Origin of the sequence: Pseudomonas sp. AM8, assembly GCF_036346475.1 — a bacterium.
GTDB lineage: Bacteria > Pseudomonadota > Gammaproteobacteria > Pseudomonadales > Pseudomonadaceae > Aquipseudomonas > Aquipseudomonas marginalis.
Window position 1 is genome coordinate 122,042 of the sequence record NZ_JAOTNX010000008.1, and the last position, 26,312, is coordinate 148,353.

The following is a 26,312-nucleotide window of genomic DNA, read 5'->3' on the forward strand; positions in this document are numbered from 1 at the left end:
CGGGGGATAGCGAAATTATGATTTTTGTCGTCGCAGAGCAGGAAAAACCTAGGGCTATGATTCGCCTGGGTCGCTCAACATCCCATGACACATCAGCCCCAGCACGCTGCGCATATGGGCCGCATGAGCTTGGCGATCAGGCACCGCTTCGGTCGCCAGGCGAATGAACGCAAGGTTGGCGTACTGATTGAACAGGGTGGCGGCAACCTCGATATCCACTGATTCACGCACCTTGCCCAGATCCTGAAAATGCATGAGCAGCGCCTTGGCTTCCTCGACCACGGCCGCGTTCCACGGATGAAAGGCGTGGGACAGGTCTCCAGTAAACAGGAACGGCGCCAGCTCGCGCCACAGCGAAGCGGGCATCGCACGTAACTGATAGCGAGTCATCAGGCCTTCGAGTTCACATAGCGCGTCGAGGGGGTCGGAATTGTCGTCCAGATTCGCCCTCGCCTCGCGCATCGCCAGTTCGTCGGGCGCCTTGAGCAACGCAAGCAGGATCTCCTGCTTGCCGCCGAAATAATTCACCACGGTTGGCGCCGAAACGCCCGCCTCGTTGGCGATCTGTTCCAGCGTGGTCGGGCCGAATCCGTTGGCCTTGAACAGCGTAAGGGCCGCCTCGGCGATGACCTGCCGGCGCTGTTCTTTCTGCCGCTCTCTTAATCCGCTCATGACGCCCTTGCGCTGGCTTTACGATGGCGCTCAGGGTACGGATTTGTATTTTTCTCCACAAATATTTTCTTTACAAAAATATTTTTAGCTGCCAAAACTTATGTCACAACACGCCCCGGCCAGCCCTTCGCCGCCTCGTAATGGCGAGCATCGGGCGCCTTCTCTGGAGACCCGCAATGTCCATCGAACTCGATACTGAACTCAACAGCAGCCGCACCACGAGCGATTATCAGGCGTCCGATGCCGCCCATCACATCCATGCGTTCGTCGACCAGAAAGCCCTCAACGAAGAAGGCCCACGGGTGATGGTCAGAGGGGATCGGCTGGCGTTGTGGGACAACGACGGCAATCGCTACCTGGATGGCATGTCGGGGTTGTGGTGTACCAACCTCGGTTACGGGCGCAAGGACCTCGCCGCTGCCGCCAGCGCTCAGCTGGAGCAGTTGCCTTACTACAACATGTTCTTCCACACCACTCACCCGGCGGTGATCGAGCTCTCTGAACTGCTGTTCAGCCTGCTGCCTGCGCACTACAGCCACGCGATCTACACCAACTCCGGCTCCGAGGCCAACGAGGTGCTGATCCGCACCGTGCGCAAGTTCTGGCAGGTGATGGGCAAGCCCGAGAAGAAGGTCATGATCGGTCGCTGGAACGGTTACCACGGCTCGACACTGGCGGCGACTGCGCTGGGCGGCATGAAATTCATGCACGAAATGGGCGGCACGATTCCGGATGTGGCACACATCGACGAGCCCTACTGGTTCGCCCACGACGGCGACCTGAGCCCTGAAGAGTTTGGTCTGCGCGCAGCGCGCCAGCTGGAAGACAAAATCCTCGAACTGGGTGCGGACAAGGTCGCAGCGTTCGTTGCCGAGCCGTTCCAGGGCGCTGGCGGAATGATCATCCCGCCGCAGACCTACTGGCCGGAAATCCAGCGCATCTGCCGCAAGTACGATGTGCTGCTGTGCGCTGATGAGGTGATCGGCGGCTTTGGTCGTACCGGCGAATGGTTTGCCCACCAGACACTCGGTTTCGAGCCCGATACGTTGTCTATCGCCAAGGGTTTGACCTCGGGCTATATCCCCATGGGCGGGCTGATTCTGTCGCGGCGCATGGCCGAAGCGCTGGTTGAAAAAGGCGGTGTATTCGCCCACGGCCTGACCTATTCCGGGCACCCGGTGGCGGCAGCGGTGGCGATCGCCAACCTCAAGGCGCTGCGGGATGAAGGCGTGGTGACGCAGGTGAAAAACGACACTGGGCCGTACCTGCAGAACTGCCTGCGCGAGGTGTTCGGCAATCACCCGTTGGTGGGTGAAGTCCAAGGTATCGGCCTGGTGGCTGCGTTGCAGTTCGCTGAAGACAAGGCCACGCGCAAACGCTTCGTCAACGAAAACGACATGGCCTGGCGCTGCCGGACCATCGGGTTTGAGGAAGGCATCATCATCCGCTCCACCCTGGGACGCATGATCATGGCGCCGGCGTTGGTCGCCACCCGTGCTGAACTGGACGAATTGGTGGACAAGACTCGCATCGCGGTGGACCGCACCGCCCGCGAGTACGGACGCCTGTAAGCAGGCACGACTGGCTGAGAAGTTTTTCCGTAACCAGGCTCCACAAAAAACCTCGTTTCGCCAACAGCTGCGCATCGACAGAATGCAGTCATGTCCCATCCCCGACCGGGCGGCGTATCCCGCGCTCCGGTCGGCGGATGGCAGGTCAGGACGGAACAGGACGAACACACCATGACGTTTTCAATCGTCGGCCGTTGCGCCGAAACAGGACAATTGGGCATCGCCATCAGCTCTTCCAGCATAGCCGTGGGTGCCCGCTGCCCCTGGCTGCGTCCGGGAGTGGGTGCGGTGGCCACGCAGAACATCACCCTCCCCGCCCTCGGCCCGCAAGTGCTCGACCAGATAGAAAACGGCCTGTCTCCGGCCGAGGCGCTGGACAAAGCGCTGACCAGCAACGGCTACAGCCAGTTTCGTCAGTTGACCGCCATTGATCACCTGGGCCAGACCGCGCACTTCAGCGGCAGCGAAACCCTCGGCACGCACAACGCACTGGCCGGTGAGCAATGCGTCGGCGCGGGCAACATGCTCGCTGATCGCGCTGTCATCGAAGCACTGGTGCAGACGTTCGAAAACGGCGGCGGTCAGCTGGCCGACCGTTTGATCGCGGCGATGCAGGCAGCCGTCGCGGCCGGTGGCGAAGCAGGCCCGGTACATTCCGCAGCACTGGTGGTGGTGGGCGAACTGACCTGGCCCATCGTCGACCTGCGCGTGGATTGGGCCGACGAAGACCCTATCGGCAAACTGGCGCAACTGTGGAGCGACTACAGTCCGCAGATGCAGGACTACATCACCCGCGCCCTCGACCCGACCAAGGCGCCGAGCTATGGCGTGCCCGGTGACGAATAAGGCCCCGGTGAACCAGGCAAGGATCGACACATGAGCAAAAGCCGGGATCTGTTGGCGGCGCTGGTGGCTTTCGACACCACCAGTCGCGAGTCGAATGTGCAACTGATCGAATTCGTGCGCGATTATCTGGCGCAATTCGATGTGCCCTGCGAGCTGATCTATAACGAGCCGCGCAGCAAGGCCAACCTCTTCGCGACCCTCGGCCCGGCAGATCGTCCGGGCATCGTGCTGTCCGGGCATACCGATGTGGTTCCGGTGGACGATCAGCCCTGGACGGTCGCTCCGTTTGAACTCAGTGAGCACCACGGCAGGCTGTTCGGGCGCGGTACGGCGGACATGAAAGGCTATATCGCTTGCGTGCTGGCGGCGGTCCCCGATCTGCTCGCTGCACCGTTGAACAGGCCAGTGCACATCGCGTTGTCCTATGACGAAGAAGTCGGTTGCCTGGGCGTGCGCTCATTGCTCGCCGAGCTTGAGCAACGGCCGGTCAAGCCGCTCCTGTGTATCATCGGCGAGCCCACCGAGCTCAAGCCGGTGCTCGGCCATAAAGGCAAGCTGGCGATGCGTTGCGATGTGCATGGAGCACCCTGCCATTCGGCGTATGCGCCTCAGGGCGTGAATGCCATCGAGTACGCAGCCGAGCTGATCGGCGAACTGGGCCGCATCGGCACGACTCTGCGCGCTATGGATCTGCACGACCCGCGCTTCGATCCGCCTTTTACCACGGTGCAGGCCGGTGTCATTAGCGGCGGCAAGGCGCTGAATATCGTGCCGGCCGACTGCCGCTTCGATTTCGAGGTCCGTGCGCTGCCCGCGCAGAATCCGCGTGACGTTGCCGAGCAGCTTCAGCAATACGCCGAGACCCATGTGTTGCCGAAAATGCGCGCTGTAAATGCGGGCAGTGACATCCGCTTCTCCGAGCTGTCCGCGTACCCCGGCCTGGTCAACGACGCGAAAAGCCAGGCGGCGCAGTTGATTGCGCAGTTCTGTGGTTCGGATGAGTTCACGACCGTGGCCTTCGGCACCGAAGGCGGGTTGTTCGATGCTATCGGCATTCCCACCGTGGTGTGCGGCCCGGGCAGCATGGACCAGGGGCACAAGCCGGATGAGTTTGTCAGCGTCGAGCAGCTGGATGGGTGTGATGCGATGTTGCGGCGGATAGTCGATATTCTCCAGTCAACACAATCTCTGTAGCCGTACGACCGGGCGGCGCTCCGTTTGCCGGCGGTAGCGGCTTTGAATATGCCGCCGCCGGCCAGCCGTGCGGCTACAGAGGTGGAATGTCGGATTCCAGGCGCTACTTCGGCGCCAACTCTTCCCGACAATGATCCACAAACAACTGCGCCGGTTTGGTCAATTGCGAACGACGCAGCCAGGCGGCTGACAATCCTGAGCCGGTGACTTCTTCGGCCAGCGGCACGCACACCACTTTCTGTCCGTCGTAGGTGAGATCGGATTTCGGCCGGGTCACCAGAATAGAGAAACCAAACCCGCGCCCGACCATGCCACGCACCATCTCGATCGACGGCGAGCTAAACTGAATGTGCGGAGTCAGTCCGCGCTCTTCGAAGATACTGACGAAATAGGTCCGGCTCGGCTGTACGTCCAGCAGCACCATCGGCTCAAGCACCAGATCATTGAGCGAAACCTTGGCCTGATTGGCGAAGCGATGACCTTCTGGCAATAGCGCGTACGGCTGCTGCGGCGCCATCAGAGGCGCGGTGTCGATGGTGCTGTCCAGATCGTGTTCGTAGAGGATTGCCAGGTCGATGCTGCCCGAGGTCAGCGCCTGCACCAGTTCCTGTTGCTCGCCATCGCGAATGCGGATTTCCACTCCCGGCCAACGATCACGGAACCCTGCAATCAAGCGAGGCAGGTACAGCGGCGCAACGGTTTCGAAGCAGCCGATATCGATTTGCCCGGCCACCACATCGTTGTCCGCCAGGGCGTTCTGCTCAAACTCGTGGGCCACCCGCAACAGCTCCTGGGCCTTGCGGTAGAAGCGTGCGCCACTGGGCGTCAGCGACACGCCCTGAGCGTGGTGCCGAATGAACAGCTGCACGGCAAAGCTTTCTTCAAGGTGCTTGATCGCGGTGGAGACCGAGGGCTGCGCGATGTACAGCTTGCGGGACGCCTCGGCGACGCTGCCGCACTCCACCGTGGTGACGAAATACTTGAGTTGTCGCAGGTTGTAGGCTGCCATTGCTACCTCGAATTCGCTGAACCGTGACCTCGGATCTTGCGCGCTATTCTGCGATGTTCAAAGCCTATGAGAAACAAGCAAATTCCTGCCCACTGAAGCTAAAAAAACTGACCCTGAAACGGTGCGCAACGCACCGTAAAGGTGCGTTATTGGCGAGTTTTTTTATCGATAGCGAAGACATTTTTAATAATTTCCTGCCCCTGCCACATCGCCCACTATCGGCACCACTGATCGTGAACATGGTCCGCAGAGGCCATTGAAGGAGTGTGTGCAGTGACGGATTTCAAAAGCTGGCAACGCCTAGCCGAACACCAGCGTTTCATCGACGCTTCTCTGATCGCGGGGAACATTCATCAGGCGCAGAGCGGTGAGACGTTCGCCGTCATCAACCCCGCCACCAATGCCTTGCTGGCAAACGTGGCGGCCTGTTCGGATGCGGATGTCGACCTGGCTGTTCGCGTCGCGCGCAAGAGTTTTGAAAGCGGGCCGTGGGCGCGCATGCAGCCCAAGGAGCGCAAGGCGATACTGCTGCGCCTGTCGGAGTTGATTCTGGCGCATCGCGAAGAGCTGGCACTGCTGGACTCGCTGAGCATGGGCAAGCCGGTGATGGACGCCTACAGCATCGATGTGCCCGGCGCCGCCCACGTCTTCGCCTGGTACGCCGAAAGCCTCGACAAACTCTACGATCAGGTCGCGCCCACCGGGCCCGGCACCCTGGCGACCATCACCCGCGTACCGCTGGGCATGATCGCTGCGGTGGTGCCGTGGAACTTCCCTCTGGACATGGCCGCCTGGAAGCTGGCCCCAGCGCTGGCGGCGGGTAACAGCGTGATTCTCAAGCCCGCCGAGCAATCGCCGTTTTCGGCACTGCGTCTGGCGCAATTGGCCCTTGAAGCGGGCGTTCCGGAAGGCGTGTTCAACGTGATCACCGGTTTGGGTGAACACGCCGGTCGCGCGCTGGGTCTGCATCCGGATGTGGATGCGCTGGCGTTCACTGGCTCGACGCAGGTTGGCAAATACTTCATGCAATACGCCGCGCAGTCGAACCTCAAACAAGTGTGGCTGGAGTGCGGCGGCAAGAGCCCGAATCTGGTGTTCGCCGACTGTCAGGATCTGGATCTGGCGGCCGAGAAAGCCGCTTTCGGGATATTCTTCAATCAGGGCGAAGTGTGCTCGGCCAACTCGCGGCTGTTGGTGCAGCGTTCGATTCATGACGAGTTCGTCGAGCGCATGATCGAAAAGGCGCAGCACTGGCAGCCCGGCGATCCGCTCGATCCTTCGAGCAAAATGGGCGCCATCGTCGATTCCACTCAAGCGGCGCGGGTGATGGAGTACATCGCCGACGCCGGTGCCAGCGGCGCGCGTCTGGTGGCGGGCGGCGAACGGGTGATGATCAACGGCTCGAACAATTTCATTCAGCCGACCCTCTTCACACACGTTACGCCGGACATGCGTCTATCCCGCGAAGAGGTGTTCGGCCCGGTGCTTGCAATCACTGCGTTCGACGACGAAGACCAGGCCGTGCAGATGGCCAACGATCACATCTACGGCCTTGCCGCATCGGTGTGGAGCGATGACCTCAACCGCGCCCATCGCGTGGCCAGCCGCTTGAATGCCGGGACCGTGTCGGTGAACACCGTGGACGCTCTGGACGTGACGGTGCCCTTCGGTGGCGGCAAGCAATCGGGCTTCGGCCGCGACCTGTCGCTGCATTCCTTCGACAAATACACCCAGCTGAAAACCACCTGGTTTCAGCTGCGCTAAGTCGTCGCCCTGGAACAACTTGAGTGAATCCGCATGACTAACAACGAACCAAGCGCAGCAACCCTCGAACTGAGCACCATCCAGCCCATCGCCGCCGATCAGCGTCACGGCCGCGCCCGCGATCTCTTCACCATCTGGTTCGGCTCCAACATCATGTTGCTGACCGTGGTCACCGGCGCGTTGGCGGTGACCGTCTTCAAGCTGCCGTTCATGGCGGCAATGACCGCACTGATTCTCGGCAACCTGATCGGCGGGATCTTCATGGCCCTGCACTCGGCGCAAGGCCCGCAACTGGGCGTGCCGCAGATGGTCCAGACCCGCGGCCAGTTCGGCTCCTACGGCTCGCTGCTGGTGGTCGCCCTCGTGGTGATCATGTATCTGGGCTTCTTCGCCTCCAATCTGGTGCTTGGCGGGCAGTCGCTGCACAGCCGCTACGCGATGTTCAGCACCAATCAGGCTATCGTGCTGGTGGGCCTGATCAGCGTCGTGGCGACGGTGTTCGGCTATCGCCTGATACACGCCTACACGCGCATCATGTCCTATCTGTCCGGCGCGATTCTGCTGCTGTGCTTCGTCTGGATCATCGCCGTGCACGGCCTGCCAGCAGACTTCCTGCAACGCAACGAAATGAACCTGGCGGGCTTCCTCGGCACCCTGTCGATCGCGGCGCTGTGGCAACTGGCGTACGCGCCCTACGTCTCGGACTACTCGCGCTACATGCCCGCCGATACCGGTGGCAAGGCCGCGTTCTGGTCCAGCTACTGGGGCTGCTGCCTGGGTTCGATCCTGCCGATGGCATTGGGGGTGGTCGTCGGTTTGTGCGTCGAAGGCGACATTATTGCCGGGCTGATCGAAATGACCGGCAGCATCGCGACGCTGGTGGTCGCTGTGTTCTCCATCGGCATCGCCGCAACCAACGCGATGAACCTGTATTGCGGCACGCTCTCGGCGATCACGGTCGGTCAGACGCTGGTGCCTAAATGGTCGGCCGGCGCCCTCTCCCGCGCGATCACCGCGCTGGTGCTGTTCTCGATCTCGCTGACCCTGGCATTGCTGGGGCAGGACGACTTCATGGCCAACTACACCAACTTCATTCTTCTGCTGCTTTACGTGCTGGTGCCGTGGACCGCGATCAATCTGGTGGACTACTACCTGGTCGCTCACGGCAGCTACGACGTGGCCTCGTTCTTCCGTCGCGACGGCGGCATCTATGGCTATTTCAACTGGACGGCGGTGGGCTGCTACGTGCTCGGCATTCTGGTGCAGATCCCGTTCATGGCCACCGAGTTGTACACCGGGGTGATCGCCAAGGCCATGGGCGGCGCCGATGTGTCGTGGATCGTCGGGCTGCTGGTGATCTCGCCGATTTACTACCTGGCGAGTCAGCGCCGCGGCCGCAAGCAGGCGCTGAGCGCCGTCGGGAGGAACGCATGAAAACCGACTTCGACTACATCATTGTCGGCGCCGGTTCGTCCGGTTGCGTGCTGGCGAACCGCTTGAGTGCGGACCCGGCCGTCAGCGTCTGCCTGATCGAGGCCGGCAGCCATGACAACAACCTGCGTATCCAGACACCCGCCGGAACCATCACGCTGTACAAGAGCAAGAAGTACAGCTGGAATTTCTTCTCCGCGCCGCAGAAAAACCTCAACGGCCGCAGCCTGCACACCCCACGCGGGAAGGCGTTGGGTGGCTCGAGTTCGATGAACAGCATGATCTACATTCGCGGCCATGCCAGCGATTACGACCGCTGGGCCGACGCCAGTTGCGCGGGTTGGGACTGGAACAGCGTGCTGCCGTTTTTCAAGAAGTCCGAGAACAACCGCCTCGGTCAGGACCCGCGCCTGCATGGCCTTCATGGCGAGTTGAACGTTGAAGCCGCACGCGACCCGAACCCGGTGTCGCAGTTGTTCGTCAAAGCCGCGCAGAAGGTCGGCATTCGCCGCAACGATGACTTCAACGGCGAGCAGCTTGAGGGTTGTGGCATCTACAACCTGACCCAGAAAGACGCCAGACGCCTGTCCAGTTATCGCGCCTTCGTTGCGCCGGTGCTCGACCGACCCAACCTCACGGTCATCACCGATTGCGCAGTGCAATCGCTGATCCTCGAACAGCGTGTGGCCAAGGGCGTACGGGTAGTGTCGGAGGGGCAGCAAACCCGCCTGACTGCGCGTCGCGAGGTAATTCTGTCGGCAGGTTCTCTCGCCAGCCCGAGCCTGCTTCTGGCCTCGGGTATCGGTCCGGCCGGCGAACTTAAAAACGCCGGGATCAAGGTCGAGCATGACCTGCCCGGGGTCGGCAAAAATCTGCAGGATCACCTCGACGGCTTGATCACCGTACGCTCGAAAAGCCCGCTGACACTGGGGTTTTCCCTCGGTTCGTTGCCGGGCATTCTGCTGGCGCCGCTGCGCTATGTGCTCGGCAAGAAAGGATGGCTGACCACCAACTACGTCGAAGCCGGTGGCTTCGCGCGCACGCCTCTGGCAGAGGCTCTGCCCGACGTGCAGTTTCACTTCGTGCCGGGTTATCGCAGCCATCGCGGGCGGTTGTTCGAATGGGGCCACGGTTATGCGGTACACACCTGTGTGTTGCGACCTAAAAGCATTGGCGAGTTGCGCCTGGATCGGAGCGGCAAGCCGGTCATTGACTTCAACTTTCTGTCCGACCCTGAAGACGCAAAAGTGCTGATCGAAGGGCTGAAGCTGGCGCGCAAGATCCTTGCCGATCAGCAATTCGACGGCATTCGCGGCGCAGAGATGCTCCCCGGCAAAGACGTGCAGACCGACGAGCAACTGATGACCTACGTGCGTGAGTACGCGGCGACGGTGTTCCATCCTGTGGGCACCTGCAAGATGGGGGTCGACCCGATGAGCGTGGTCGGGCCGGACCTGAAGGTGCACGGTATCGAAGGCCTTCGAGTGGTCGACGCCTCGATCATGCCGACCTTGATCAGCGGCAATACTAATGCCCCGTGCATCATGATCGGGGAGAAGGCGGCGGAGATGATTTTGCGTGGGAGTACTCAGAGCGCTATCAAAGAAACCACCATGTCCGCCGCAATCAGCTGAAAAGCTTCGCGAGCAAGCTCCCTCCCACGGACCGTGCGCTACCCGCCCAGCCCAGGTGCGCCGCAGTACTTGTGGCAGACAGATCGCTGGCGCGGGCCATTTTCGAGACGGGCTCCAAAGCCAGTAAACGCCGCATTCCTGCACCGGGAAGCGGCGTTTTTGTTGCGCCTGCCCCAGCTTCGAACACCTTTTCCCACCCCAGTTTTTTCCTCATCAGGGACCACATATTTACTAATTTTCGTATCCCTCGACATCGGCCAACATCAACCCTGCCCCACAGAGGCAAAAGGTCCGTCAGAGGCCACGAGCGTTTCAAGTTTTTGGCGTCTAGCCCCACTGCCCCGAGACATATTCGAATTAAAAAATCACCATCCGGGAGTGTTCAATGATCAAGTCTTTCGTATCGCGCTGCGTGCGTCCGCTGGCCCTGACTGCAATGGCTGCCGGCATCGCCAGCGGCGCCCAGGCCGGCACCCTGTCCATCGGACACACCACCTGGGTGGGTTACGGCACCCTGTACCTGGCCAAGGATCTGGGCTACTTCAAGGAAGGCGGCCTGACCGTCGAGCTGCCGACCATCGAAGAAGCCTCGATGTACATGGCCGCTCAAGCCTCCGGCAAGTTGTCCGGTTCGGCGTCGACCCTCGATGAAATCCTCAAGTACCGTCCACAGTTCTGCTTCAAGGCCGTGGCCGCGCTGGATGAAAGCCATGGCGGCGACGGTGTGCTGGTCGGCAAAGACATCAACAGCCTGCAGGACCTCAAGGGCAAGGCAGTTGCGGTCAACGAAGGTTCGGTGTCGCAGTTCTGGCTCAACTACCTGCTGAAAAATGCCGGCATGAAGATGAGCGACCTGACCATCCAGAACATGACCGCCGACGACGCCGCCACCGCCTTCATCGCCGGTCGCGTACCGGCCGCCGTGACCTGGGAGCCGCACCTGACTACCGTGCGCAACAAGCAGCAGGGCAAGGTTTTGGTGGACAGCAGCACCACGCCGGGTGTGATCGTCGATGTCGTGGCCCTGAGCTGCGATGTGATCGACAAGCAACAGGCTGACGTCAAGGCGCTGGTTGCGGGCCTGTACAAAGCCGTGCAGTACACCAAGGACCACCCGAAAGAAGCCTACGCGATCATGGCCAAGGGCGTGGGTGGCTACCTCGCCGACCCGGCTGAACTGGAAGCCGCAGCCAAGGGTGTGCGTTTCTACGACCAGGCCATGAGCGAAAAACTGCTGGGCAGCAACGGCAGCACCGGCGACGCCGCCACGGTCATCAAACTGGCCAACGAAACCGCCAGCGAGTTGCAGGGCAAGCCGTACAACGTGAGCTACAGCGACCTGATCGACAACCGTTTCATCAGCCCGAAATAACCAGGAGCACCTCATGTCCAAGCGCAATTCGTGGCTGAACCGTTGCCTGACGCCCAAGACCAGCCTGCCGGTGCAGGTGATCTGGAGCGCCAGCGGTCTGGCCTGGGCCTTGTTGATTGGCCTCTGGGCCTTTCTTTCCTATGGCGGCGTGGTGCCGGCGATGTTCCTGCCGACACCGGGCGCGGTCTTCGATGCCGCGATGCGCCTGGCCCGTGATGGCACCCTCGGCCCACATGTGTGGGCCAGCGTGGAAGTGGTGATGGTCGGCTTCATCATCTCGTCGGTGGTCGCCGTGCCCATCGGGCTGTTGATGGGCAGCTTCCGGGTCGTGCAAGCGTTCCTCGAACCGCTGGTCAACTTCATCCGCTACCTGCCAGTGACCTCGTTCGTGCCGCTGTTCATCCTGTGGATCGGCATCGGTCTGGAACAGCGCGTGTCGATCATCATCTTCGGGGTGTTCTTCCAGCAACTGGTGATGATTGCCGACGTCTCCAAAGGGATTTCCAAAGACCTGATCAACGCGTCGTACACCCTGGGCTCGAGCCGCACGGACGCGGTGCTGCACGTCATAGCCCCGGCCTCACTGCCAGGCGTGCTGGACACCCTGCGCGTGACCATGGGCTGGGCCTGGACGTATCTGGTTGTCGCCGAACTGGTCGCCGCCTCCAGCGGCCTGGGTTACCTGAGCCTCAAGGCCATGCGCGGGTTTCAGGTCGACGTGATTTTCCTGGCAATCGCGGTCATCGGCCTGTTGGGCCTGATCACCGATCAACTTTTCAGACTTCTTCGCTTGAAGGTGGCCGCATGGGCTCAGTAACTGCAACTTCACCGATTCAGCTTCGCCCGACTCCCGTGGCAGCTTCGGCCACTCCACGCTTGCGGGTCGATAACGTCACCTTGCAATACCAGACGCCATCGGGCAGCACCTTCACGGCGCTCGACAGCGTCTCGTTCGATGTTCCCGATCAGCAGTTCGCCGTGCTGGTTGGCCCGTCCGGTTGCGGCAAGTCGAGCCTGCTGTATCTGACCGCCGGCCTGGCCGAACCAACTTCTGGCGATATCTACGTCGGTGGCCAGCAAGTCGACGGCCCCGGCGCCGATCGCGGCATGGTGTTCCAGGGCTACACGCTGTTTCCGTGGCTGACCGTGCGCAAGAACATTGAGTTCGGCCTCAAGCGCCGTGGAGTGCCCGCCGCCGAGCGCAAGGAAATCGTCGAGTTCTACCTCAACGAAGTCGGCCTGCTGCGCTTCGCCGACAACTACTCCAAGCAGTTGTCCGGCGGGATGATGCAACGTGTGGCCATTGCGCGAGCTCTGGCGAACGACCCGCAAATCCTGCTGATGGACGAGCCGTTCGGCGCGCTTGATAGCCAGACTCGCCTGCAGATGCAGCAACTGCTGCTCAAGGTCTGGGAACACAGCAAGAAAACCGTGCTGTTCGTCACCCACGATATCGACGAGGCGATCCTGCTCGGCGACCGTATTTTCGTCATGGGCGCCCGTCCCGGTCGGATCAAGGAAGTGCTGGACGTGCCCATCGGCCGCCCGCGCAACCTGGACATGGTGATGGACCCGCAATTCATCCGCATGAAGCGCAACATCTTCCATCTACTGCATGACGGGCCGGAAGACCACGACCACTGAATCCGCTAGAACTGCTAATACCTTCGTACTACCGCCATGGATCGGCGGGAGGTGCTAGAGTGCGCCGCCACAGAGATGACACCCAGTTTAGGCGTACACTCAAAGCCATCTGAATCCATCTGGCTCTGCCGGAAATCGCCACTCGCGTGGCCTGATGCACTGGGGGCAAAATTGGGGGCACATTTGAATTTTTTCAGCCTGTAAATACCGTCCTAGAGCCCAGTCAAAATGTTCTTCGGATAGAGCTGACCGTACAGGCGGATCACGCCGATAATGTCTTCGCCGGACAGCAGCAAATCCTACGCGTGCTTGGCCCAATCAAACGGCAATGCCAGGCTCACGCCAATATCGAACGCCGCCTCGCCAGCCACTTCACGCAGCGCCTTTTCATCGAGTTCAAGACCCACGGCCTTGCGCGCGTCATCGAACGAAACAGGACGATTGAGCTCGGCGGCCATGGCCTCTTGCTGATGGAAGACCATGGTGACCAGCCCGGCCGCGGTGCGTGCGACAATGGCGGTGCTGTGGCCTTTTTTTACTATTCCGACGGACTGGTGTATTTGAGCCTTGGCGAAGACCGAAGGCGTTGAAGCTTTGATGCCGAGTTGAGTGTCCATGGCCTTGGCGACATCAGCGCTGGAGGCGAAGGTTGAAACGTCTAAAGCGCTTTTGGAGCCAGGGGTAGCGTCCAGGGCGCCGGCGTGTACACCGGAGGAAAATTGACTACCAGCCACATAGGAGGGATGACTGGTAATGGCCGGGTCAAAAGCCAAGGTATCTACATCGAAGAACGTCTTTGAGAACTTTTCCCACAGTTCAGTTGAAGACGCGTCCAGGCGACTACCATCCTTCGTATGAAGTTTGAGCCCTGAGTTTGGATTTACCAGCTCTGTTTTCAAAAACGCGGTATAACCATGAACCACTTTCGCTTGCGCCGTCAACCAACCGACTTCTGACCCGTACGCGCCCAATTTCCAGTTGCTCGTAGCACACGGTACTTATCGTCAAACACATTAAAAATACGTTCTTGATCTGCGTTGTAAGCACCATGGCCGCCAGTATGAGCGGCGCCACCAACAACATCGCGATTGGTTGCCGTGGTGGCAGTTGCTTGATCAATTGTCCCGACCAAGGCAACGCCATTGGTTTTAAATCTGACTTGGTCCCATAGACCTACGTTCTGCAGCGCTTGAAGAAATGGCCGATTCCTTGAACGTTTTGTTTGCAATGACGTGATGGCGCTCATAGGTAACAGTGTGATCACCGTCGGTGCCGTGTACAATCACTGAAGGTAGAGATTTAATATCAACGAAATCAAGTTTTTCGAGATCAAGATTGGCGGCCATTTTAATATCCCTATAATTAAATATATGAAGCCAATCTCGAAATTTAGAGATCCGAATTAACCGTTAATCACAGCGCACTTTCTGCGAACCTCCCACCCCTCTATATGCTCTTGCTCAATACGACGCCACAACTCATCCGAACAAAAGTACCCCGTTATAGACCGATCGGGATGGTCTGGTGTTTGTCCAAAATCACTAGGCAACCGCCAAAAATGATGTCCCTCAATAACCCGAGCTTCCAGTGTACATACCGCTGATTTCTCGTGATCGAAGCGAGCACTGCGTTCATAACCTTCTCTTCCAAACCCTTTAGTAAAGGTTGTTTGCTCAACAACAACCGCATCCACACTAACAAGGCCGAGTATCACGTAATACGTTCCAAATATTTTCTCATCAGCGCCCGGCCTGAAACTACGAACCTCAACAGGAAAAAAATCATGCCTGCCGGGCTCAAGTTCCTCTAATATATCGCGCAAGCGCTGACAGAAAAAAAAGGGGCCAATATTCCACCCAAGAATTCCTGGTATTCCTCCGCCCTTGAGCTGAGTAACTCTCAATATACTTGGGATAGCAGCCCTCAACTCGGGCGTTAGCGGTAGTCCCAGACCGATCAGCGCAAACAAGCGTCCATCAATTTCCGGATCGAATACTTGACCAATAGATATTTCAGGGTTTGAAGTTATTCCAATTAAATACGGCATGCTCTTTCCTTATCGATACCCACACTTGGGATAGTCCAAATCTCATGGTGCCAAAGCCTTACGCAGCAATACCGACAACTTTGCAGTGTGACTGACCCTCCTGCCTCATTCAATGGAGGCCTTCGATAGAGCACAGCGGTTGAGTTCTAGACTCCGCGTGCCCGCATCATCGCCTTCACAGATGAAGCTCAGGTTACTCAACCGCACGAAACCAGACTTTGCATTCGATCGCCCCGAATCAATATCGTCTTGCCCCCAACCACCCAGTATCGGTACAGTTATATTTAGACGGTTTGCGAGCCGCTCCTCGAATCCCGTCACAAAAAATTCACAATGCATGCAGCGCTAATGGAGACCTAGTACGTGCCACGCTTACATCGAACGCAGCATAGCCCCAAGGTCAAATATCGGACGCAATAAGGCGTTTAAATCTGTGCAGATAGATCGTTGACACTGCCCGGGCCGTGACGGGCCTCACCGGTCACCATGTTACTGGGCGAGACGAATTCAAGACCGTCACGGTTCACATAGCGCTCAAGCATGGTCGCTGCATAACCTGCTTTAGACTGCAGCAAACCTTGCCCGCCGCCGGTACCGCCCAGATTGAGGTTGGACGGATTGAGCGTCGAAGGGTCGGTGGCCACATCCAGAATGCTGCCGTTGTGGTTCGTTGAGCCATTGAGTTGATTGGAAAGCAATATTGACGGGGTCGATGCCTTGATGCCCAGTTGACTATCCATCGCCTTGGCCACGTCGGAACTGGTCGCGAACGTTGAAACGTCCAAAGCGCTTTTGGAGCCTGGGGTAGCATCCAGTGCACCTGCCCCCGCATGTAGACCCGGGGCAAACTGGCTGCCTGCGAGATAAGATGGGTGACTGGTAATAGCGGAGTCGAACGTCAAGGTATCAATATCGAAGAATGTCTTCGAAAACTTGCTCCACAACTCAGTCGAGGTATCGAACTCGGCCCGGTATTGCCCGAGACACCATTGATCACTTTATCCTGGCTGTCTCCCCGCTCGAAGACGTACACATCGTTGCCACCACCGCCTTCAAGCCGATCATTGCCTCGACTAGCTGCCAACACATTATTGGCGGTGGTGCCTGTCAATGTGTCGCTCCACGCGGAGCCGTAACGTTATCGATATTGAATAAGGTACTTTCAAGGCTGTCGCGCCCTGAAGACAAATTGACGTTCACCCCCGAATATCTCTGTATAGCTAACGACATCGGTGCCCGCCCCACCATCGATCCAGGCGCCTCGCCCGGTTATCAGAAAAGTATCGTTGCCAATGCCGCCCCTGAGCACAGAACTCCAATCGCCACTTATCAGCGTATCGCCGTAGCGTGAGGCAATGATCTCATTGATATGCACTTGGCCGTAGTTGAGCCCGTTATCTCGCAGACTGCGTACTTCGGCCTGGTCATAGCCGGCAAACGACAGTGTGCGTACACCGCTGAAATTGGCAAACAGGCTCAAGTCCGAGGCATTGGTGTCCAATAGACCAACATAGCGTTGGCCGTCGGCGGCGATTACACGCAGACCCTCTTGGATGCGAATGAGAGAGGCGCTGTCGCCAAGTCCAGCAAATGAATCTGATCGCCAGCGCTGCCCGCCTGAAATCCTTGCAGAGTCACCTGCCCGGAAGCCTGGTTGACCAGCAGGTTGTCGAGACTGTTATTGAGCACGAAGCGTTGCGCGCCGCTGCCCGCTAGAATCAAGTTATAGCCTTTGTCGACAGCCACCGTCCCTCCCGCCACACCGGTGTAGGCCTTGGCGTAACCCGCTGATTGCGCGAACGCCCCAAGAGAAGTGTCGATACCGACTTTCAGGTCCCTGGACAACTACAATAAGGCGGCGTAAGCGGTGAAGGTATCCGCAGCGAAACCCGCATCATCAGGGGAAAAAAGGGTTATTCCCGGGTAAATGCCCGATTGAATTCTTATTCACCGGAACCAGGCTGTTCACCTGCCCGCGCAAGGCTTCCAACCTGCCGATGTAAGCCGCCCACGCCTCTGAAGTGCTCAAATACGAGGTCGCTGCAGCGCCTCAGGTTTTGAAGCCTCTACTTTCTGCCTCCCGCGACAGGCAGAAAAACGGCGAAAAGCAGACCGCTAAGTAGGAGGAATAAATCTGTCCCCGTTTGCTGCTCATGCTCACCCTATATCGGGCGATACATTGAGTACATTCCTAACCCCCGGAAACACCCCATGCGCCAGCTTAAATCGCTCCAAGAGCCGTAATCAGCTTCGCCATTATCGGGGCGCTGGTAATTTTGCTGGGTTTGTTCGCCATCTATCAGCTCAAGCTCGTGCGTGTGCAAGGTGACGATCTATTCGACAAGGGCATTCCAAGCATTAGGGCACTGAATGCCGTTAGCGAGACCATTCTGCGTCTGCAGACCAATGCTTATCGCCTTTTAAGTCAACGTGAGGACGATCAGATGCGCGTCACAATGGCACGCACAGAGCAACTGAACGGCCAGCTCCATGAAGCCATGGCGCGTTATGAAAAACTCATCGACGATGATGTCGAACGTGCGCAGTACCAGTTTCTCCTTCCGGTGGTGAGCGACTATGAAGCAGTCAATCGAGAACTGTTCCAGCTTTCCAGCGCGGGCAAAATCAACGAGATGATCGCGCTGCTGGGAGGCAGATATGAAAAGGTGTCTGATGAGTGCAAAGTACAGTTGGCTGCACTCACCAAAACCAATCAAACCGGCGCAGATGATTCGGATCACGTGGCCGATCAAGCCTATGCGGACGCATTAACCGGCATAGTAGCGTTCATTATCGTGGCCGCTTTGTTAACCGGGGTTATGGCAATGCTATTTACTAGAAGCATTACGCAGCCACTGAAACAGGCGGTTCTGGTGACGCAAGCCATCGCTAAAGGCGACCTGACCGAGTCGGTCGACGTGGCGGGTGTCGATGAACCGGCCCAGTTGCTCAAAGCCCTGCAAACCATGCAACAAAACTTGAAGAGCACCATTCTTACCATTGCTGACTCCTCGAATCAGCTGGCCTCCGCGGCCGAGAAGCTTAATGCCGTTACGGAAGACGCAACCCGTGGACTGCACCAGCAGAGCCATGAAATTGTCCAGGCCGCCACGGCGGTCAACGAAATGACGGCTGCGGTCGATGAAGTGGCGCGCAACGCCGTCGCCACCTTTGAAGCGTCCAAGGAATCGACTCAGACCGCCAAGTATGGCCAGCAACAAGTCTCCAAAACCGTGGAGTCGATTCGCCTTCTTTCGGATGACGTCGCCCGCACGTCTAAGGAAGTCAAAACCCTCGGCGATGGTGTGACCAACATCAGCAAGGTGCTCGACGTGATTCGCGCCATTGCCGAGCAAACCAACCTGCTGGCGTTAAACGCGGCAATCGAAGCGGCGCGAGCGGGTGATGCCGGCAGAGGCTTCGCGGTGGTGGCCGATGAAGTCCGTGCGCTGGCACATCGCACGCAAACCTCAACGCAGGAAATCGAGCAGATGGTAGACACGATTCAGACAGGCTCTACCGGGGCCATGAATGCCATGCAGGCCAGCACGGAGCGGGCTCGCCAGACGCTGGAAATTGCCCAGGATGCCGGCGGAGCGCTGGAGCGCATTACCGATGCCATTAACCAAATCAGCGAACGAAATCTGGTTATCGCTAGCGCATCTGAAGAACAAGTGCAGGTCGCTCGTGAGGTTGATCGCAATCTAGTAAACATTCGCGACCTGGCCGTGCAGACGTCGACGGGTGCAAACCAGACCAGTGCAGCCAGCCAAGAACTGTCGAAATTGGCCATCAGCCTGAATACCCTGGTTGCCCGCTTCTTGGTCTGACGTCAGAACAGCGGCTGATCCATGCCAGTTTTTGGATATCTAGATCAGCACTTGGCTTTCACCTGACAGGTCGCGTACTCGGTTTTGGATCGGAAGACGATGGTGTTGGCTTTTAGCGAGATGCGAGCGTTCGTTCTTGAAGGCCCGCCATTCGCTGCGCAGTACGTTGCCGGCAGGGCAGCGATACTCTTGCGCCTCTTCATTCCAGTGAAAATCGTTGCTGGAGAATCTGTCTTTCTTGCGCTCGGTTTTATCCCACACCGGAACATGCGGCTCGATATCTTTCTCTTCCACCATCCAGGCCAACATCGGTGCTGTGCCGGAAGCGGTGTCGCCGATTAAACGATCCGGTTTGATGTCGAACAACTCTTCAACTCGATCAATCATGGTTTTGGTGCTCTCGAACTCGGCAGTTCTATGAGCCGGTGTCGGTTCTACCTCCATAATCACGCCATGCTCGACATCAATCAGGCAGTTCGCGGAGAGGCGAAAAACGCTGGGCCGCCCGGCGCGGCCGTCCAACGGGATAGAGGATCAGTCAGCGATAAGCGCTTGGAAAGTGCTTCAGCCAGCGCCTCTTCATCGAGTGCTTCGAGGTACTCACGTACGGCAAGCGTACTGAGCGATGGGTCGCTCCAATTGACCTCCTCATCACCAAGTTCGCCGCGCTGCCGACTCGCATCTGCCTTGATGATGCTGGCGTCTACGGCAAAGCTTCCCCCTTGACCAGACCTGCGTCCATGCAGCGAGGCAGCACTTTATTAAACGGCCAGCGAAACAGACCGATGTCCCGGAAACGGCCGTGCCCATTCTTGGAAAACGTCGAGTGATTAGGTATTTCATCCTCAAGGCTCAACTGGCAGAACCAGCGATACGTCAGGTTCAAATGGGCCTCTTCACCAAAGCGCCGTTCGGAGCGCATGCCATAGCAATAGCCCACGACTAGCATGCGGATCATCAGCTAAGGATCAATCGAAGGACGCCCAATCGGGCTATAGAAATCGGCGAGGTAGTGGCGTAGGTCGCTCAGATCGAGACACCGATCAATGCTACGCAGGAGATGATTTTTTTGGGATGTGGTCTTCAAAATTGAACGAATAAAACAGCCGATCCTTCCCACTCGATAACTGTCCCATCATGCTACGTACTCTCCCGCTGGCCGATGGGCAGATTTTGCCTCAGGCCAATCAGGAGAGCTACCTTTGCAAAAGGACAGTTCATCAGCTGCTTGATAAAAGGCAGTTCGCCGAGAGAAGTTTCGTGTGCCTTGATTCTCGAACGTCGGTAAAGAAAACTTCACCCATTATCTCAGGTCGAACCAACGACCGAAGTTGTCGCAATGCGAACATCAAATTCACGAAATTGTTTCGCCAACCGTAGAGTCACTTTTTATAGCCGTTAGGGTTCGAAGCTCAGGGCCCGCTATCCTGGCTTCGTAGCGCCAATGTTCCCATTAGCCAACTTTTCGCCTTGAACAATGGAAAGGCGGCGCGCTAGCGCCGTCATGAGCTCTGTCACTGGACTTCGTTCCCTTTCGGCAATGAAATCAAATGGCATAGGACGTCAAAAGCGGGCTTCCGGACCCATTATCTGCAAACTGTATAAGGTATCAGGCACTATCGCCCCTCCTCTACCAGCAAATTTAGAATTCCCCCACGGTTGTGCGAATCATAGCCATCAATGCATCGGCGGCGGGTGAGTGCAGCCCATTGACCCGACAGATCAGGCCAATAGGGCGGGAAGTGTCGGTCAGCTTTACCGAAAGCCCGACAAGGTGAGAAGATGAAATTTCGTGCTCCAACTGGTGTTCTGATACAACCGCCAGCATATGACTGCGCATCAGCAAACCACGAATGATTGCTAGATCTCCTGTCTCGACCACCGCTACCGGCAGTTCACATCTTGCTCGATTAAAATTCCCTTCAAAGAGCTGTCTGGCGGGCGAAAGCGCGCGTGGCAATATCCACTGCGCATGTTTGAGATCTTCGATTTCAAGCGTCTTCCCTAGAAGCGGATGGTCGGGGCCTGCAAGCACGACAATCTCCTCGGTCAGCAGCTTCTCACCCGTAAGATCACTGGCATAGCTGGCGGGCCGTAGTGCGCCAAATATAAAATCGAGGTCACCCGCCCTCAATTCGACTGCCAGCATGTCGAAGGGGCTTTCATTAGTGACTACTCGTATACCTGGGTGTTTGGAGAGCAACTCGGCAATCGCCCTTGGCAGTATCCGAGTTCGTCCCAGGGGTAATGCGCCAATGCACACCGTGCCTTGCAAAGATCCATCGTGGGCTGAAACGTCGCTATCTATACGCCGGACATCGTTGAGCGCCCGTCGAATCGGCATGAGGATATCCAGTGCCATCCGTGTGGGCTTGAGTCCCTTCGCCGTGCGGTCGAACAGTACGCTCCCAGTGCCAGTCTCCAACACCTTCACCACACTGCTAATAGCAGGTTGGGATATGCGGAAAAAGTTAGCGACTGTCTGCATGTGCTGCGTTTCGCAGAGCTTGATAAAAATTTCAAGCCTTCGCGTGTTCAGTAAATACGGATGTTCAGAACGTGCGTCGCGGGCGTGACGTACGACGGTGGCAACGGTCCCGAGTTCAGCCATGACCCGCTGCACTCTTGGCAGAATACATTTTCCGTAAGAAGTCAGAAGCATACCGCCAGGGTGACGCTCGAACAGTGACACCCCGAGACGTCCTTCAAGCGCTTGAATCGACCTCGTCACCACCGATTGGGTACGCAACATAGCTTTAGATGCGCCAGACACGCTGCCATGATCAACCACTTTGGTAAACGTCCGTAGTTGCATCATGTTGGGCAATTCGATGTTCATTTCCTGCAGTCCATAGCTGTTAATGAGCGACATCATAAGCAAAAAGCATAGCGATCCAACTCGAAGGCATTCTACAGAAGATACCCGCTCTGTCAGGCTCCAGATCAATAATTAAGGAGCGACTCACTATGAATACTCAATCCGGGAACACTGCCTCAAACAAAACTGCGCTGGTGGTCAGTGCCCACTCAGCCGATTTTGTATGGCGCGCTGGCGGCTCAATCGCGCTGCACGCCAAGCAGGGCTATGCCGTACACATTGTTTGCCTGTCATTTGGCGAGCGTGGCGAGTCGGCGAAGTTGTGGCGCAAGGGCTCTGACATGACTGAGTCAATTGTCAAAGCGGCGCGTCGGCAAGAAGCGCAAGCGGCTGCGGACGTACTCGGGGCCTCAATTGAATTTTTCGATATCGGTGACTATCCGATGCGCGCCGACACCGACATCCTGTTTCGCCTTGCCGACGTTTTTCGAAGCGTTCAGCCGTCGTTCGTCCTGAGCCACTCAGCGAGAGACCCTTACAACTACGATCATCCCCTCGCCCTTCATCTCACCCAGGAAGCCCGGATCATCGCCCAGGCTGAGGGTTATAAGCCCGGCGAAAAGATTGTCGGCGCACCACCGGTCTACAGCTTCGAGCCACATCAGCCTGAACAGTGTGAATGGAAGCCCGATGTGCTCCTGGACATCACCGACGTCTGGGACAAGAAGTACGCAGCGATTCAGTGCATGGCCGGCCAGGAACACCTTTGGGAGTACTACACCCGCGTCGCACTGCAACGTGGCGTACAAGCCAAGCGCAACATCGGCATCACCTCTCAGAAAGACATCATCTACGGCGAGGGCTACCAGAGCATCTTCCCGCGTGTGACGGAGAACCTGGCATGAGCCCTTTCGGAAAAACCGGTGTAGTCGTGCGTAACGTTCCTCGTGCCGATGCCGCGCTGATCGACGAATTGACCCGGTATGGCGTAGCAACCGTACATGAATCGCAAGGTCGCAAGGGATTATTGGCATCGAATATTCGGCCTATACAACATGACCAGACGATCAGCGGATCGGCCGTTACCGTGTTAGTGGCACCCGGTGACAACTGGATGTTTCATGTAGCGGTCGAGCAGTGCAAACCGGGAGACATCCTGGTGGTCGCCCCCAGTTCGCCCTGCAGCGACGGATTCTTCGGTGACTTGCTGGCGACCTCGCTGCAAGCACGCGGCGTTCGTGGCTTGATTTTGGATGCAGGGGTGCGGGACACCAAAACGCTTCGGGAAATGGGTTTTTGCGTCTGGTCCCGGGCAGTCCATGCCCAAGGGACCATCAAGGAGACCCTGGGCTCAGTGAACATTCCTTTGATCTGTGCCAACCAGGTGGTGAATCCGGGAGATGTCGTGCTGGCGGATGACGATGGGGTGGTCATCGTGCGACGTGAAGAGCTGTGCCTGGTCATCGACGCAGCGCGCAAACGCGCTGAACGGGAAGAGCAGAAACGCGTGCGCCTGGCCGACGGCGAGCTTGGCCTGGACATTTACAACATGCGCCCGCTCCTAGAGGAGAAAGGTCTGCGTTACTACGACGGTCCTGAAGATCTGGAGCAGGCGCAATGAGCCAGACCCGTGTGCCGTGCATGATGATGCGAGGCGGAACGTCGAAGGCCCTTTATTTTCTGGCAGACGATTTGCCGACCAGCCCTCCCCTACGCGATCAGGTGCTGCTTGCAGCATTGGGTTCGCCTGATCCGACACAGATAGACGGTGCCGGCGGTGCCAACTCGCTGACCAGCAAGGTGGCCATTATCCGGCGCTCCGAAAGGCCCGGGATCGATGTCGACTATCTGTTCGCGCAAGTCGTGGTCGACGCCCCACGGGTCGACTTCGGCCAAAACTGCGGAAACATCCTGGCAGGTGTAGGCCCGTTCGCACTCGAGCGCGGCCTGGTGGCAGCGCAGGGCGATGTTTCGCAGGTCCGCATCTTCATGGAAAACACGGGCAAGACGGCGACAGCTGTGGTGCAGACCCCGGGTGGCAAGGTGAACTATCGGGGAGACACCCGGATCGACGGCGTACCTAAGCCAGGCGCACCGCTAATTGTTCTCTTCGATGACATCGCCGGGTCCAGTTGTGGCGAGCTTTGGCCAACAGGCCAGCAGCAGGACGTGATCGATGGGGTTCAGGTGAGTTGTATCGACAATGGCATGCCAGTGGTGCTGCTCCGTGCCATGGACTTGGGTATCAGCGGTTATGAAAGCCCTGCGCAGTTGAATCAAGACGCCGAGCTCAAGGCTCGCCTGGAGTCAATCAGGCTGCAGGCGGGGCCGCTGATGCGGCTAGGGGATGTCACTAGCCGGACGGTTCCCAAGATGTGCCTGGTGGCAGTGCCTGCTGCGAAAGGCGCGATTAGTAGCCGGAGTTTTATCCCTCACACATGCCACACTTCCATTGGCGTATTTGGCGCGGTGAGCGTGGCGACCGCGTGTTTGGCACCTGGATCGGTGGCAGCGGGGCTCGCCCGCCTTCCCGCGGGCGAGCAAATGCAAGTATCAGTAGAGCACCCTACTGGCGAGTTCACTGTAGAGATCAAGCTCGATAACGGCGGCGTTGCCGGTTGTGGGTTGTTAAGGACGACGAGACCGATCTTCGATGGTCACGTGTGCATTCCGGCGGATGTCTGGGCGGGTTCACACAAGGGTCTCTGCTGAACGTTTGATCGGCTGGGCACGGATAGCCCTCGAAGAAAAAAAAGCTGCGCGGTTATTGCCGCGCGGCCTTTTTTTGTTGACTGTCCTTCAGGAAAATGAGCGGTGCGGGTCGATGACGAATTTCTTCGGCACACCTGCGTCGAACTCACTGTAGCCACGCGGCGCATCATCCAGAGAGATGACCTCGACACCAACAATGTTGGCAATATTGATCCGGTCCCACATGATCGCCTGCATCAGCTGACGGTTGTACTTCATGACGGGCGTCTGACCTGTGTGCAAGCTGTGTGACTTTGCCCAACCCAGGCCGAAGCGAACGCTGAGGCTGCCCATTTTTGCAGCCGTATCCTTGGCACCCGGGTCTTCGGTTACGTACAGCCCCGGGATCCCGATCTTGCCAGCCACCCGCGTGATCTGCATCAGCGAGTTAAGCACGATGGCCGGTGCTTCTTCCTTGGAGACCGCATGACCGTGGCCGCGGGCTTCGAACCCCACTGCGTCGATACCGCAATCCACTTCCGGCTCACCCAGCAACGCTGCAATCTGCTCATGCAGCGGGGTGTCGAGCGTCAAGTCGACGACTTCAAAGCCTTGCGCTTTAGCATGTGCGAGTCGCAGCGAGTTCAGGTCCCCAATGATTACCACTGCAGCCCCAAGCAGGCGTGCTGACGCCGCAGCAGCCAGACCAACTGGGCCAGCCCCCGCGATATAGACCGTGCTGCCAGGCCCGACGCCCGCCGTCACCGCACCATGGAAGCCGGTGGGGAGAATGTCAGAGAGGCAAGTCAGATCGCGAATCTTCTCCATGGCCCTGTCGCGGTCAGGAAGTTTAAGCAGATTGAAATCGGCGTAAGGCACCATTGCGTATTCGGCCTGGCCACCCGTCCAGTCCCCCATATCGACATAGCCATAGGCACCCCCAGGCCGTGCAGGGTTGACGGTCAAGCAGACACCGGTATGTTGCTCTTTGCAGGAGCGGCAGCGCCCGCAGGCGACGTTGAACGGCACCGAGACCACATCACCGATCTGCAGAAACTCAACACCGCTGCCCTTCTCAATAACCTCGCCGGTGATCTCATGGCCCAGCACCAGGCCAACATTGGCCGTGGTGCGCCCACGCACCATGTGTTGGTCCGAGCCACAGATGTTGGTCGACAGCACTTTAAGAATTACGGCGTGCTCAATTTTGCGTCCGCGTGGATCTTGCATCTTTGGATAGTCAATGGACTGGACATCGACCTCCCCTGCGCCACGATAAACCACACCTCTGTTTACAGCACTCATGCGCACCTCTTTTGTTTGATGGATGGATGGATGGAATTAGTGAGCAGGTAACTCGATTCGAAAATCGACTGATCCTTTTCTGCAACTGAACAGCCAATGATCACCCTGGCGTATTAACTCATCTTCATAGCGCCCAATCAGGATGGGCGATGCCACAACATCGCTGCCCAACGGGGCCGCATACAGCGAAATGGAACTGCTGGCGCGTGCAGTATCAGGACCGGTCACAATTACTTCTATATTCCCCACTAGGTGCCGAGTCTTGCGGGGCGCGCGAGCTTCCATCAATGCCTGAATTGCACTGCGCCCAGTAATGAAGTTATCCGGCTCGCTAGGCCGCGCGAATTTTCCATCTTCGCTAAACAGCTTGGAGAGTTGTTCGTACTCTCCAGCGTCGTTCAGCGCCGCGAAACTGATAATGGCGCGGGTGCAAGCGTGGTTGATCAACAGAGTCTGTAATGGATCGACAGTCATGAGCAGTACC

At 58.1% G+C, this 26,312-nt stretch carries 25 protein-coding genes and 1 pseudogene; 13 read left to right on the forward strand and 13 right to left on the reverse strand.

Annotation, left to right across the window (positions count from 1 at the left end):
• Positions 1-54 precede the first annotated feature (54 nt).
• The gene (locus V3W40_RS19620; RefSeq protein ID WP_330208328.1) at positions 55-672 is read right to left on the reverse strand and encodes a TetR/AcrR family transcriptional regulator; all 618 of its coding nucleotides are present in this window, start codon (positions 670-672) and stop codon (positions 55-57) included.
• Between the two features lie 176 nt (positions 673-848).
• Here V3W40_RS19620 and V3W40_RS19625 point away from each other — a divergent pair, with 176 nt between their 5' ends.
• The 3 genes from V3W40_RS19625 to argE all read left to right on the forward strand — a co-directional run bounded on the left by V3W40_RS19625 (position 849) and on the right by argE (position 4,283).
• Positions 849-2,243, forward strand: coding sequence for an aspartate aminotransferase family protein (locus tag V3W40_RS19625; RefSeq protein WP_330208329.1), 1,395 nt, complete (start codon positions 849-851; stop codon positions 2,241-2,243).
• 171 nt (positions 2,244-2,414) lie between these two features.
• Positions 2,415-3,089 (forward strand): DUF1028 domain-containing protein, encoded by a 675-nt coding sequence (locus V3W40_RS19630; RefSeq protein ID WP_330208330.1) that lies wholly within the window; start codon positions 2,415-2,417, stop codon positions 3,087-3,089.
• A gap of 30 nt (positions 3,090-3,119) precedes the next feature.
• On the forward strand, positions 3,120-4,283 hold the full coding sequence (gene argE, locus V3W40_RS19635) for an acetylornithine deacetylase (RefSeq protein ID WP_330208331.1): 1,164 nt from the start codon (positions 3,120-3,122) through the stop codon (positions 4,281-4,283).
• Positions 4,284-4,386: 103 nt separating this feature from the next.
• Here the strand turns inward: argE and V3W40_RS19640 are convergent, their stop codons facing one another.
• Positions 4,387-5,292 (reverse strand): LysR family transcriptional regulator, encoded by a 906-nt coding sequence (locus V3W40_RS19640; protein WP_081569071.1) that lies wholly within the window; start codon positions 5,290-5,292, stop codon positions 4,387-4,389.
• A 273-nt stretch (positions 5,293-5,565) separates the two neighbouring features.
• Here V3W40_RS19640 and V3W40_RS19645 point away from each other — a divergent pair, with 273 nt between their 5' ends.
• The 6 genes from V3W40_RS19645 to V3W40_RS19670 all read left to right on the forward strand — a co-directional run bounded on the left by V3W40_RS19645 (position 5,566) and on the right by V3W40_RS19670 (position 13,137).
• Complete coding sequence (locus tag V3W40_RS19645) at positions 5,566-7,056, forward strand: aldehyde dehydrogenase (RefSeq protein ID WP_330208332.1); 1,491 nt, start codon at positions 5,566-5,568, stop codon at positions 7,054-7,056.
• Positions 7,057-7,089: 33 nt separating this feature from the next.
• Positions 7,090-8,490, forward strand: a complete 1,401-nt coding sequence (locus V3W40_RS19650; RefSeq protein WP_330208333.1) for a purine-cytosine permease family protein — start codon at positions 7,090-7,092, stop codon at positions 8,488-8,490.
• Positions 8,487-10,121: a GMC family oxidoreductase gene (locus tag V3W40_RS19655; protein WP_330215530.1), complete on the forward strand. Its 1,635-nt coding sequence runs from the start codon at positions 8,487-8,489 to the stop codon at positions 10,119-10,121. The genes V3W40_RS19650 and V3W40_RS19655 overlap by 4 nt, the downstream gene beginning before the upstream one ends.
• A gap of 385 nt (positions 10,122-10,506) precedes the next feature.
• Complete coding sequence (locus V3W40_RS19660; protein ID WP_081569067.1) at positions 10,507-11,493, forward strand: ABC transporter substrate-binding protein; 987 nt, start codon at positions 10,507-10,509, stop codon at positions 11,491-11,493.
• A 13-nt stretch (positions 11,494-11,506) separates the two neighbouring features.
• The gene (locus V3W40_RS19665; protein WP_159933960.1) at positions 11,507-12,310 is read left to right on the forward strand and encodes an ABC transporter permease; all 804 of its coding nucleotides are present in this window, start codon (positions 11,507-11,509) and stop codon (positions 12,308-12,310) included.
• Entirely contained in the window at positions 12,298-13,137 is an 840-nt protein-coding gene (locus V3W40_RS19670; RefSeq protein WP_159933958.1) for an ABC transporter ATP-binding protein, read from the forward strand. The genes V3W40_RS19665 and V3W40_RS19670 overlap by 13 nt, the downstream gene beginning before the upstream one ends.
• 299 nt (positions 13,138-13,436) lie before the next feature.
• Here V3W40_RS19670 and V3W40_RS19675 read toward each other — a convergent pair whose 3' ends face one another.
• The 7 genes from V3W40_RS19675 to V3W40_RS19700 all read right to left on the reverse strand — a co-directional run bounded on the left by V3W40_RS19675 (position 13,437) and on the right by V3W40_RS19700 (position 16,930).
• Positions 13,437-14,078, reverse strand: coding sequence for a hypothetical protein (locus V3W40_RS19675; protein WP_330215531.1), 642 nt, complete (start codon positions 14,076-14,078; stop codon positions 13,437-13,439).
• Between the two features lie 207 nt (positions 14,079-14,285).
• Positions 14,286-14,483 carry a hypothetical protein gene (locus tag V3W40_RS19680; RefSeq protein ID WP_330208336.1) on the reverse strand — a complete coding sequence of 66 codons (198 nt, stop codon included), beginning with the start codon at positions 14,481-14,483 and terminating at the stop codon, positions 14,286-14,288.
• Positions 14,484-14,539: 56 nt separating this feature from the next.
• Positions 14,540-15,184, reverse strand: coding sequence for an imm11 family protein (locus V3W40_RS19685; RefSeq protein ID WP_330208337.1), 645 nt, complete (start codon positions 15,182-15,184; stop codon positions 14,540-14,542).
• 425 nt (positions 15,185-15,609) lie between these two features.
• Positions 15,610-16,086 (reverse strand): hypothetical protein, encoded by a 477-nt coding sequence (locus V3W40_RS19690; protein WP_330208338.1) that lies wholly within the window; start codon positions 16,084-16,086, stop codon positions 15,610-15,612.
• Positions 16,083-16,295, reverse strand: coding sequence for a hypothetical protein (locus tag V3W40_RS34810; RefSeq protein WP_442962855.1), 213 nt, complete (start codon positions 16,293-16,295; stop codon positions 16,083-16,085). Before V3W40_RS34810 ends, V3W40_RS19690 begins: the two co-directional genes overlap by 4 nt.
• Positions 16,296-16,346: 51 nt before the next feature.
• Positions 16,347-16,685, reverse strand: a complete 339-nt coding sequence (locus V3W40_RS19695; protein ID WP_330215532.1) for a hypothetical protein — start codon at positions 16,683-16,685, stop codon at positions 16,347-16,349.
• Positions 16,686-16,717: 32 nt separating this feature from the next.
• Positions 16,718-16,930 carry a hypothetical protein gene (locus V3W40_RS19700; RefSeq protein WP_330208340.1) on the reverse strand — a complete coding sequence of 71 codons (213 nt, stop codon included), beginning with the start codon at positions 16,928-16,930 and terminating at the stop codon, positions 16,718-16,720.
• A gap of 479 nt (positions 16,931-17,409) precedes the next feature.
• Between V3W40_RS19700 and V3W40_RS19705 the strand changes: the two genes are divergently transcribed.
• Complete coding sequence (locus tag V3W40_RS19705) at positions 17,410-19,014, forward strand: methyl-accepting chemotaxis protein (RefSeq protein WP_330208391.1); 1,605 nt, start codon at positions 17,410-17,412, stop codon at positions 19,012-19,014.
• A 47-nt stretch (positions 19,015-19,061) separates the two neighbouring features.
• On the opposite strand, the pseudogene V3W40_RS19710 reads toward V3W40_RS19705, so the two are convergent.
• Positions 19,062-20,153 (reverse strand): annotated as a pseudogene (locus tag V3W40_RS19710) (transposase); the annotation flags it as partial.
• A 503-nt stretch (positions 20,154-20,656) separates the two neighbouring features.
• Positions 20,657-21,853: a LysR family transcriptional regulator gene (locus V3W40_RS19715; protein ID WP_330208341.1), complete on the reverse strand. Its 1,197-nt coding sequence runs from the start codon at positions 21,851-21,853 to the stop codon at positions 20,657-20,659.
• Positions 21,854-21,981: 128 nt separating this feature from the next.
• Between V3W40_RS19715 and galB the strand changes: the two genes are divergently transcribed.
• The 3 genes from galB to V3W40_RS19730 are packed head-to-tail and all read left to right on the forward strand — an operon-like array spanning position 21,982 to position 24,544.
• Positions 21,982-22,737, forward strand: a complete 756-nt coding sequence (galB, locus tag V3W40_RS19720; RefSeq protein ID WP_330208342.1) for a 4-oxalmesaconate hydratase — start codon at positions 21,982-21,984, stop codon at positions 22,735-22,737.
• On the forward strand, positions 22,734-23,453 hold the full coding sequence (locus V3W40_RS19725) for a 4-carboxy-4-hydroxy-2-oxoadipate aldolase/oxaloacetate decarboxylase (RefSeq protein WP_330208343.1): 720 nt from the start codon (positions 22,734-22,736) through the stop codon (positions 23,451-23,453). Before galB ends, V3W40_RS19725 begins: the two co-directional genes overlap by 4 nt.
• Positions 23,450-24,544, forward strand: a complete 1,095-nt coding sequence (locus V3W40_RS19730) for a 4-oxalomesaconate tautomerase (protein WP_330215533.1) — start codon at positions 23,450-23,452, stop codon at positions 24,542-24,544. Before V3W40_RS19725 ends, V3W40_RS19730 begins: the two co-directional genes overlap by 4 nt.
• Positions 24,545-24,631: 87 nt before the next feature.
• Here the strand turns inward: V3W40_RS19730 and fdhA are convergent, their stop codons facing one another.
• A complete protein-coding gene (gene fdhA / locus V3W40_RS19735) occupies positions 24,632-25,828 on the reverse strand; it encodes a formaldehyde dehydrogenase, glutathione-independent (protein ID WP_330208345.1) in 1,197 nt (398 codons plus the stop codon).
• A gap of 36 nt (positions 25,829-25,864) precedes the next feature.
• The gene (locus tag V3W40_RS19740) at positions 25,865-26,302 is read right to left on the reverse strand and encodes a nuclear transport factor 2 family protein (RefSeq protein WP_330208346.1); all 438 of its coding nucleotides are present in this window, start codon (positions 26,300-26,302) and stop codon (positions 25,865-25,867) included.
• Positions 26,303-26,312: the final 10 nt, after the last annotated feature.

Excerpts from the sequence above, each read along its gene's own strand:
- V3W40_RS19620 (WP_330208328.1), bottom strand. The coding sequence starts at position 672 with ATGAGCGGATTAAGAGAGCGGCAGAAAGAACAGCGCCGGCAGGTCATC.
- V3W40_RS19725 (WP_330208343.1), top strand. The coding sequence starts at position 22,734 with ATGAGCCCTTTCGGAAAAACCGGTGTAGTCGTGCGTAACGTTCCTCGT.
- galB (WP_330208342.1), top strand. The coding sequence starts at position 21,982 with ATGAATACTCAATCCGGGAACACTGCCTCAAACAAAACTGCGCTGGTG.
- V3W40_RS19630 (WP_330208330.1), top strand. The coding sequence starts at position 2,415 with ATGACGTTTTCAATCGTCGGCCGTTGCGCCGAAACAGGACAATTGGGC.
- V3W40_RS19665 (WP_159933960.1), top strand. The coding sequence starts at position 11,507 with ATGTCCAAGCGCAATTCGTGGCTGAACCGTTGCCTGACGCCCAAGACC.
- V3W40_RS19740 (WP_330208346.1), bottom strand. The coding sequence starts at position 26,302 with ATGACTGTCGATCCATTACAGACTCTGTTGATCAACCACGCTTGCACC.
- V3W40_RS19655 (WP_330215530.1), top strand. The coding sequence starts at position 8,487 with ATGAAAACCGACTTCGACTACATCATTGTCGGCGCCGGTTCGTCCGGT.
- fdhA (WP_330208345.1), bottom strand. The coding sequence starts at position 25,828 with ATGAGTGCTGTAAACAGAGGTGTGGTTTATCGTGGCGCAGGGGAGGTC.
- V3W40_RS19680 (WP_330208336.1), bottom strand. The coding sequence starts at position 14,483 with ATGGCCGCCAATCTTGATCTCGAAAAACTTGATTTCGTTGATATTAAA.
- V3W40_RS19730 (WP_330215533.1), top strand. The coding sequence starts at position 23,450 with ATGAGCCAGACCCGTGTGCCGTGCATGATGATGCGAGGCGGAACGTCG.
- V3W40_RS19670 (WP_159933958.1), top strand. The coding sequence starts at position 12,298 with ATGGGCTCAGTAACTGCAACTTCACCGATTCAGCTTCGCCCGACTCCC.
- V3W40_RS19685 (WP_330208337.1), bottom strand. The coding sequence starts at position 15,184 with ATGCCGTATTTAATTGGAATAACTTCAAACCCTGAAATATCTATTGGT.
- V3W40_RS19640 (WP_081569071.1), bottom strand. The coding sequence starts at position 5,292 with ATGGCAGCCTACAACCTGCGACAACTCAAGTATTTCGTCACCACGGTG.
- V3W40_RS19660 (WP_081569067.1), top strand. The coding sequence starts at position 10,507 with ATGATCAAGTCTTTCGTATCGCGCTGCGTGCGTCCGCTGGCCCTGACT.
- V3W40_RS19625 (WP_330208329.1), top strand. The coding sequence starts at position 849 with ATGTCCATCGAACTCGATACTGAACTCAACAGCAGCCGCACCACGAGC.
- argE (WP_330208331.1), top strand. The coding sequence starts at position 3,120 with ATGAGCAAAAGCCGGGATCTGTTGGCGGCGCTGGTGGCTTTCGACACC.
- V3W40_RS19650 (WP_330208333.1), top strand. The coding sequence starts at position 7,090 with ATGACTAACAACGAACCAAGCGCAGCAACCCTCGAACTGAGCACCATC.
- V3W40_RS19715 (WP_330208341.1), bottom strand. The coding sequence starts at position 21,853 with ATGAACATCGAATTGCCCAACATGATGCAACTACGGACGTTTACCAAA.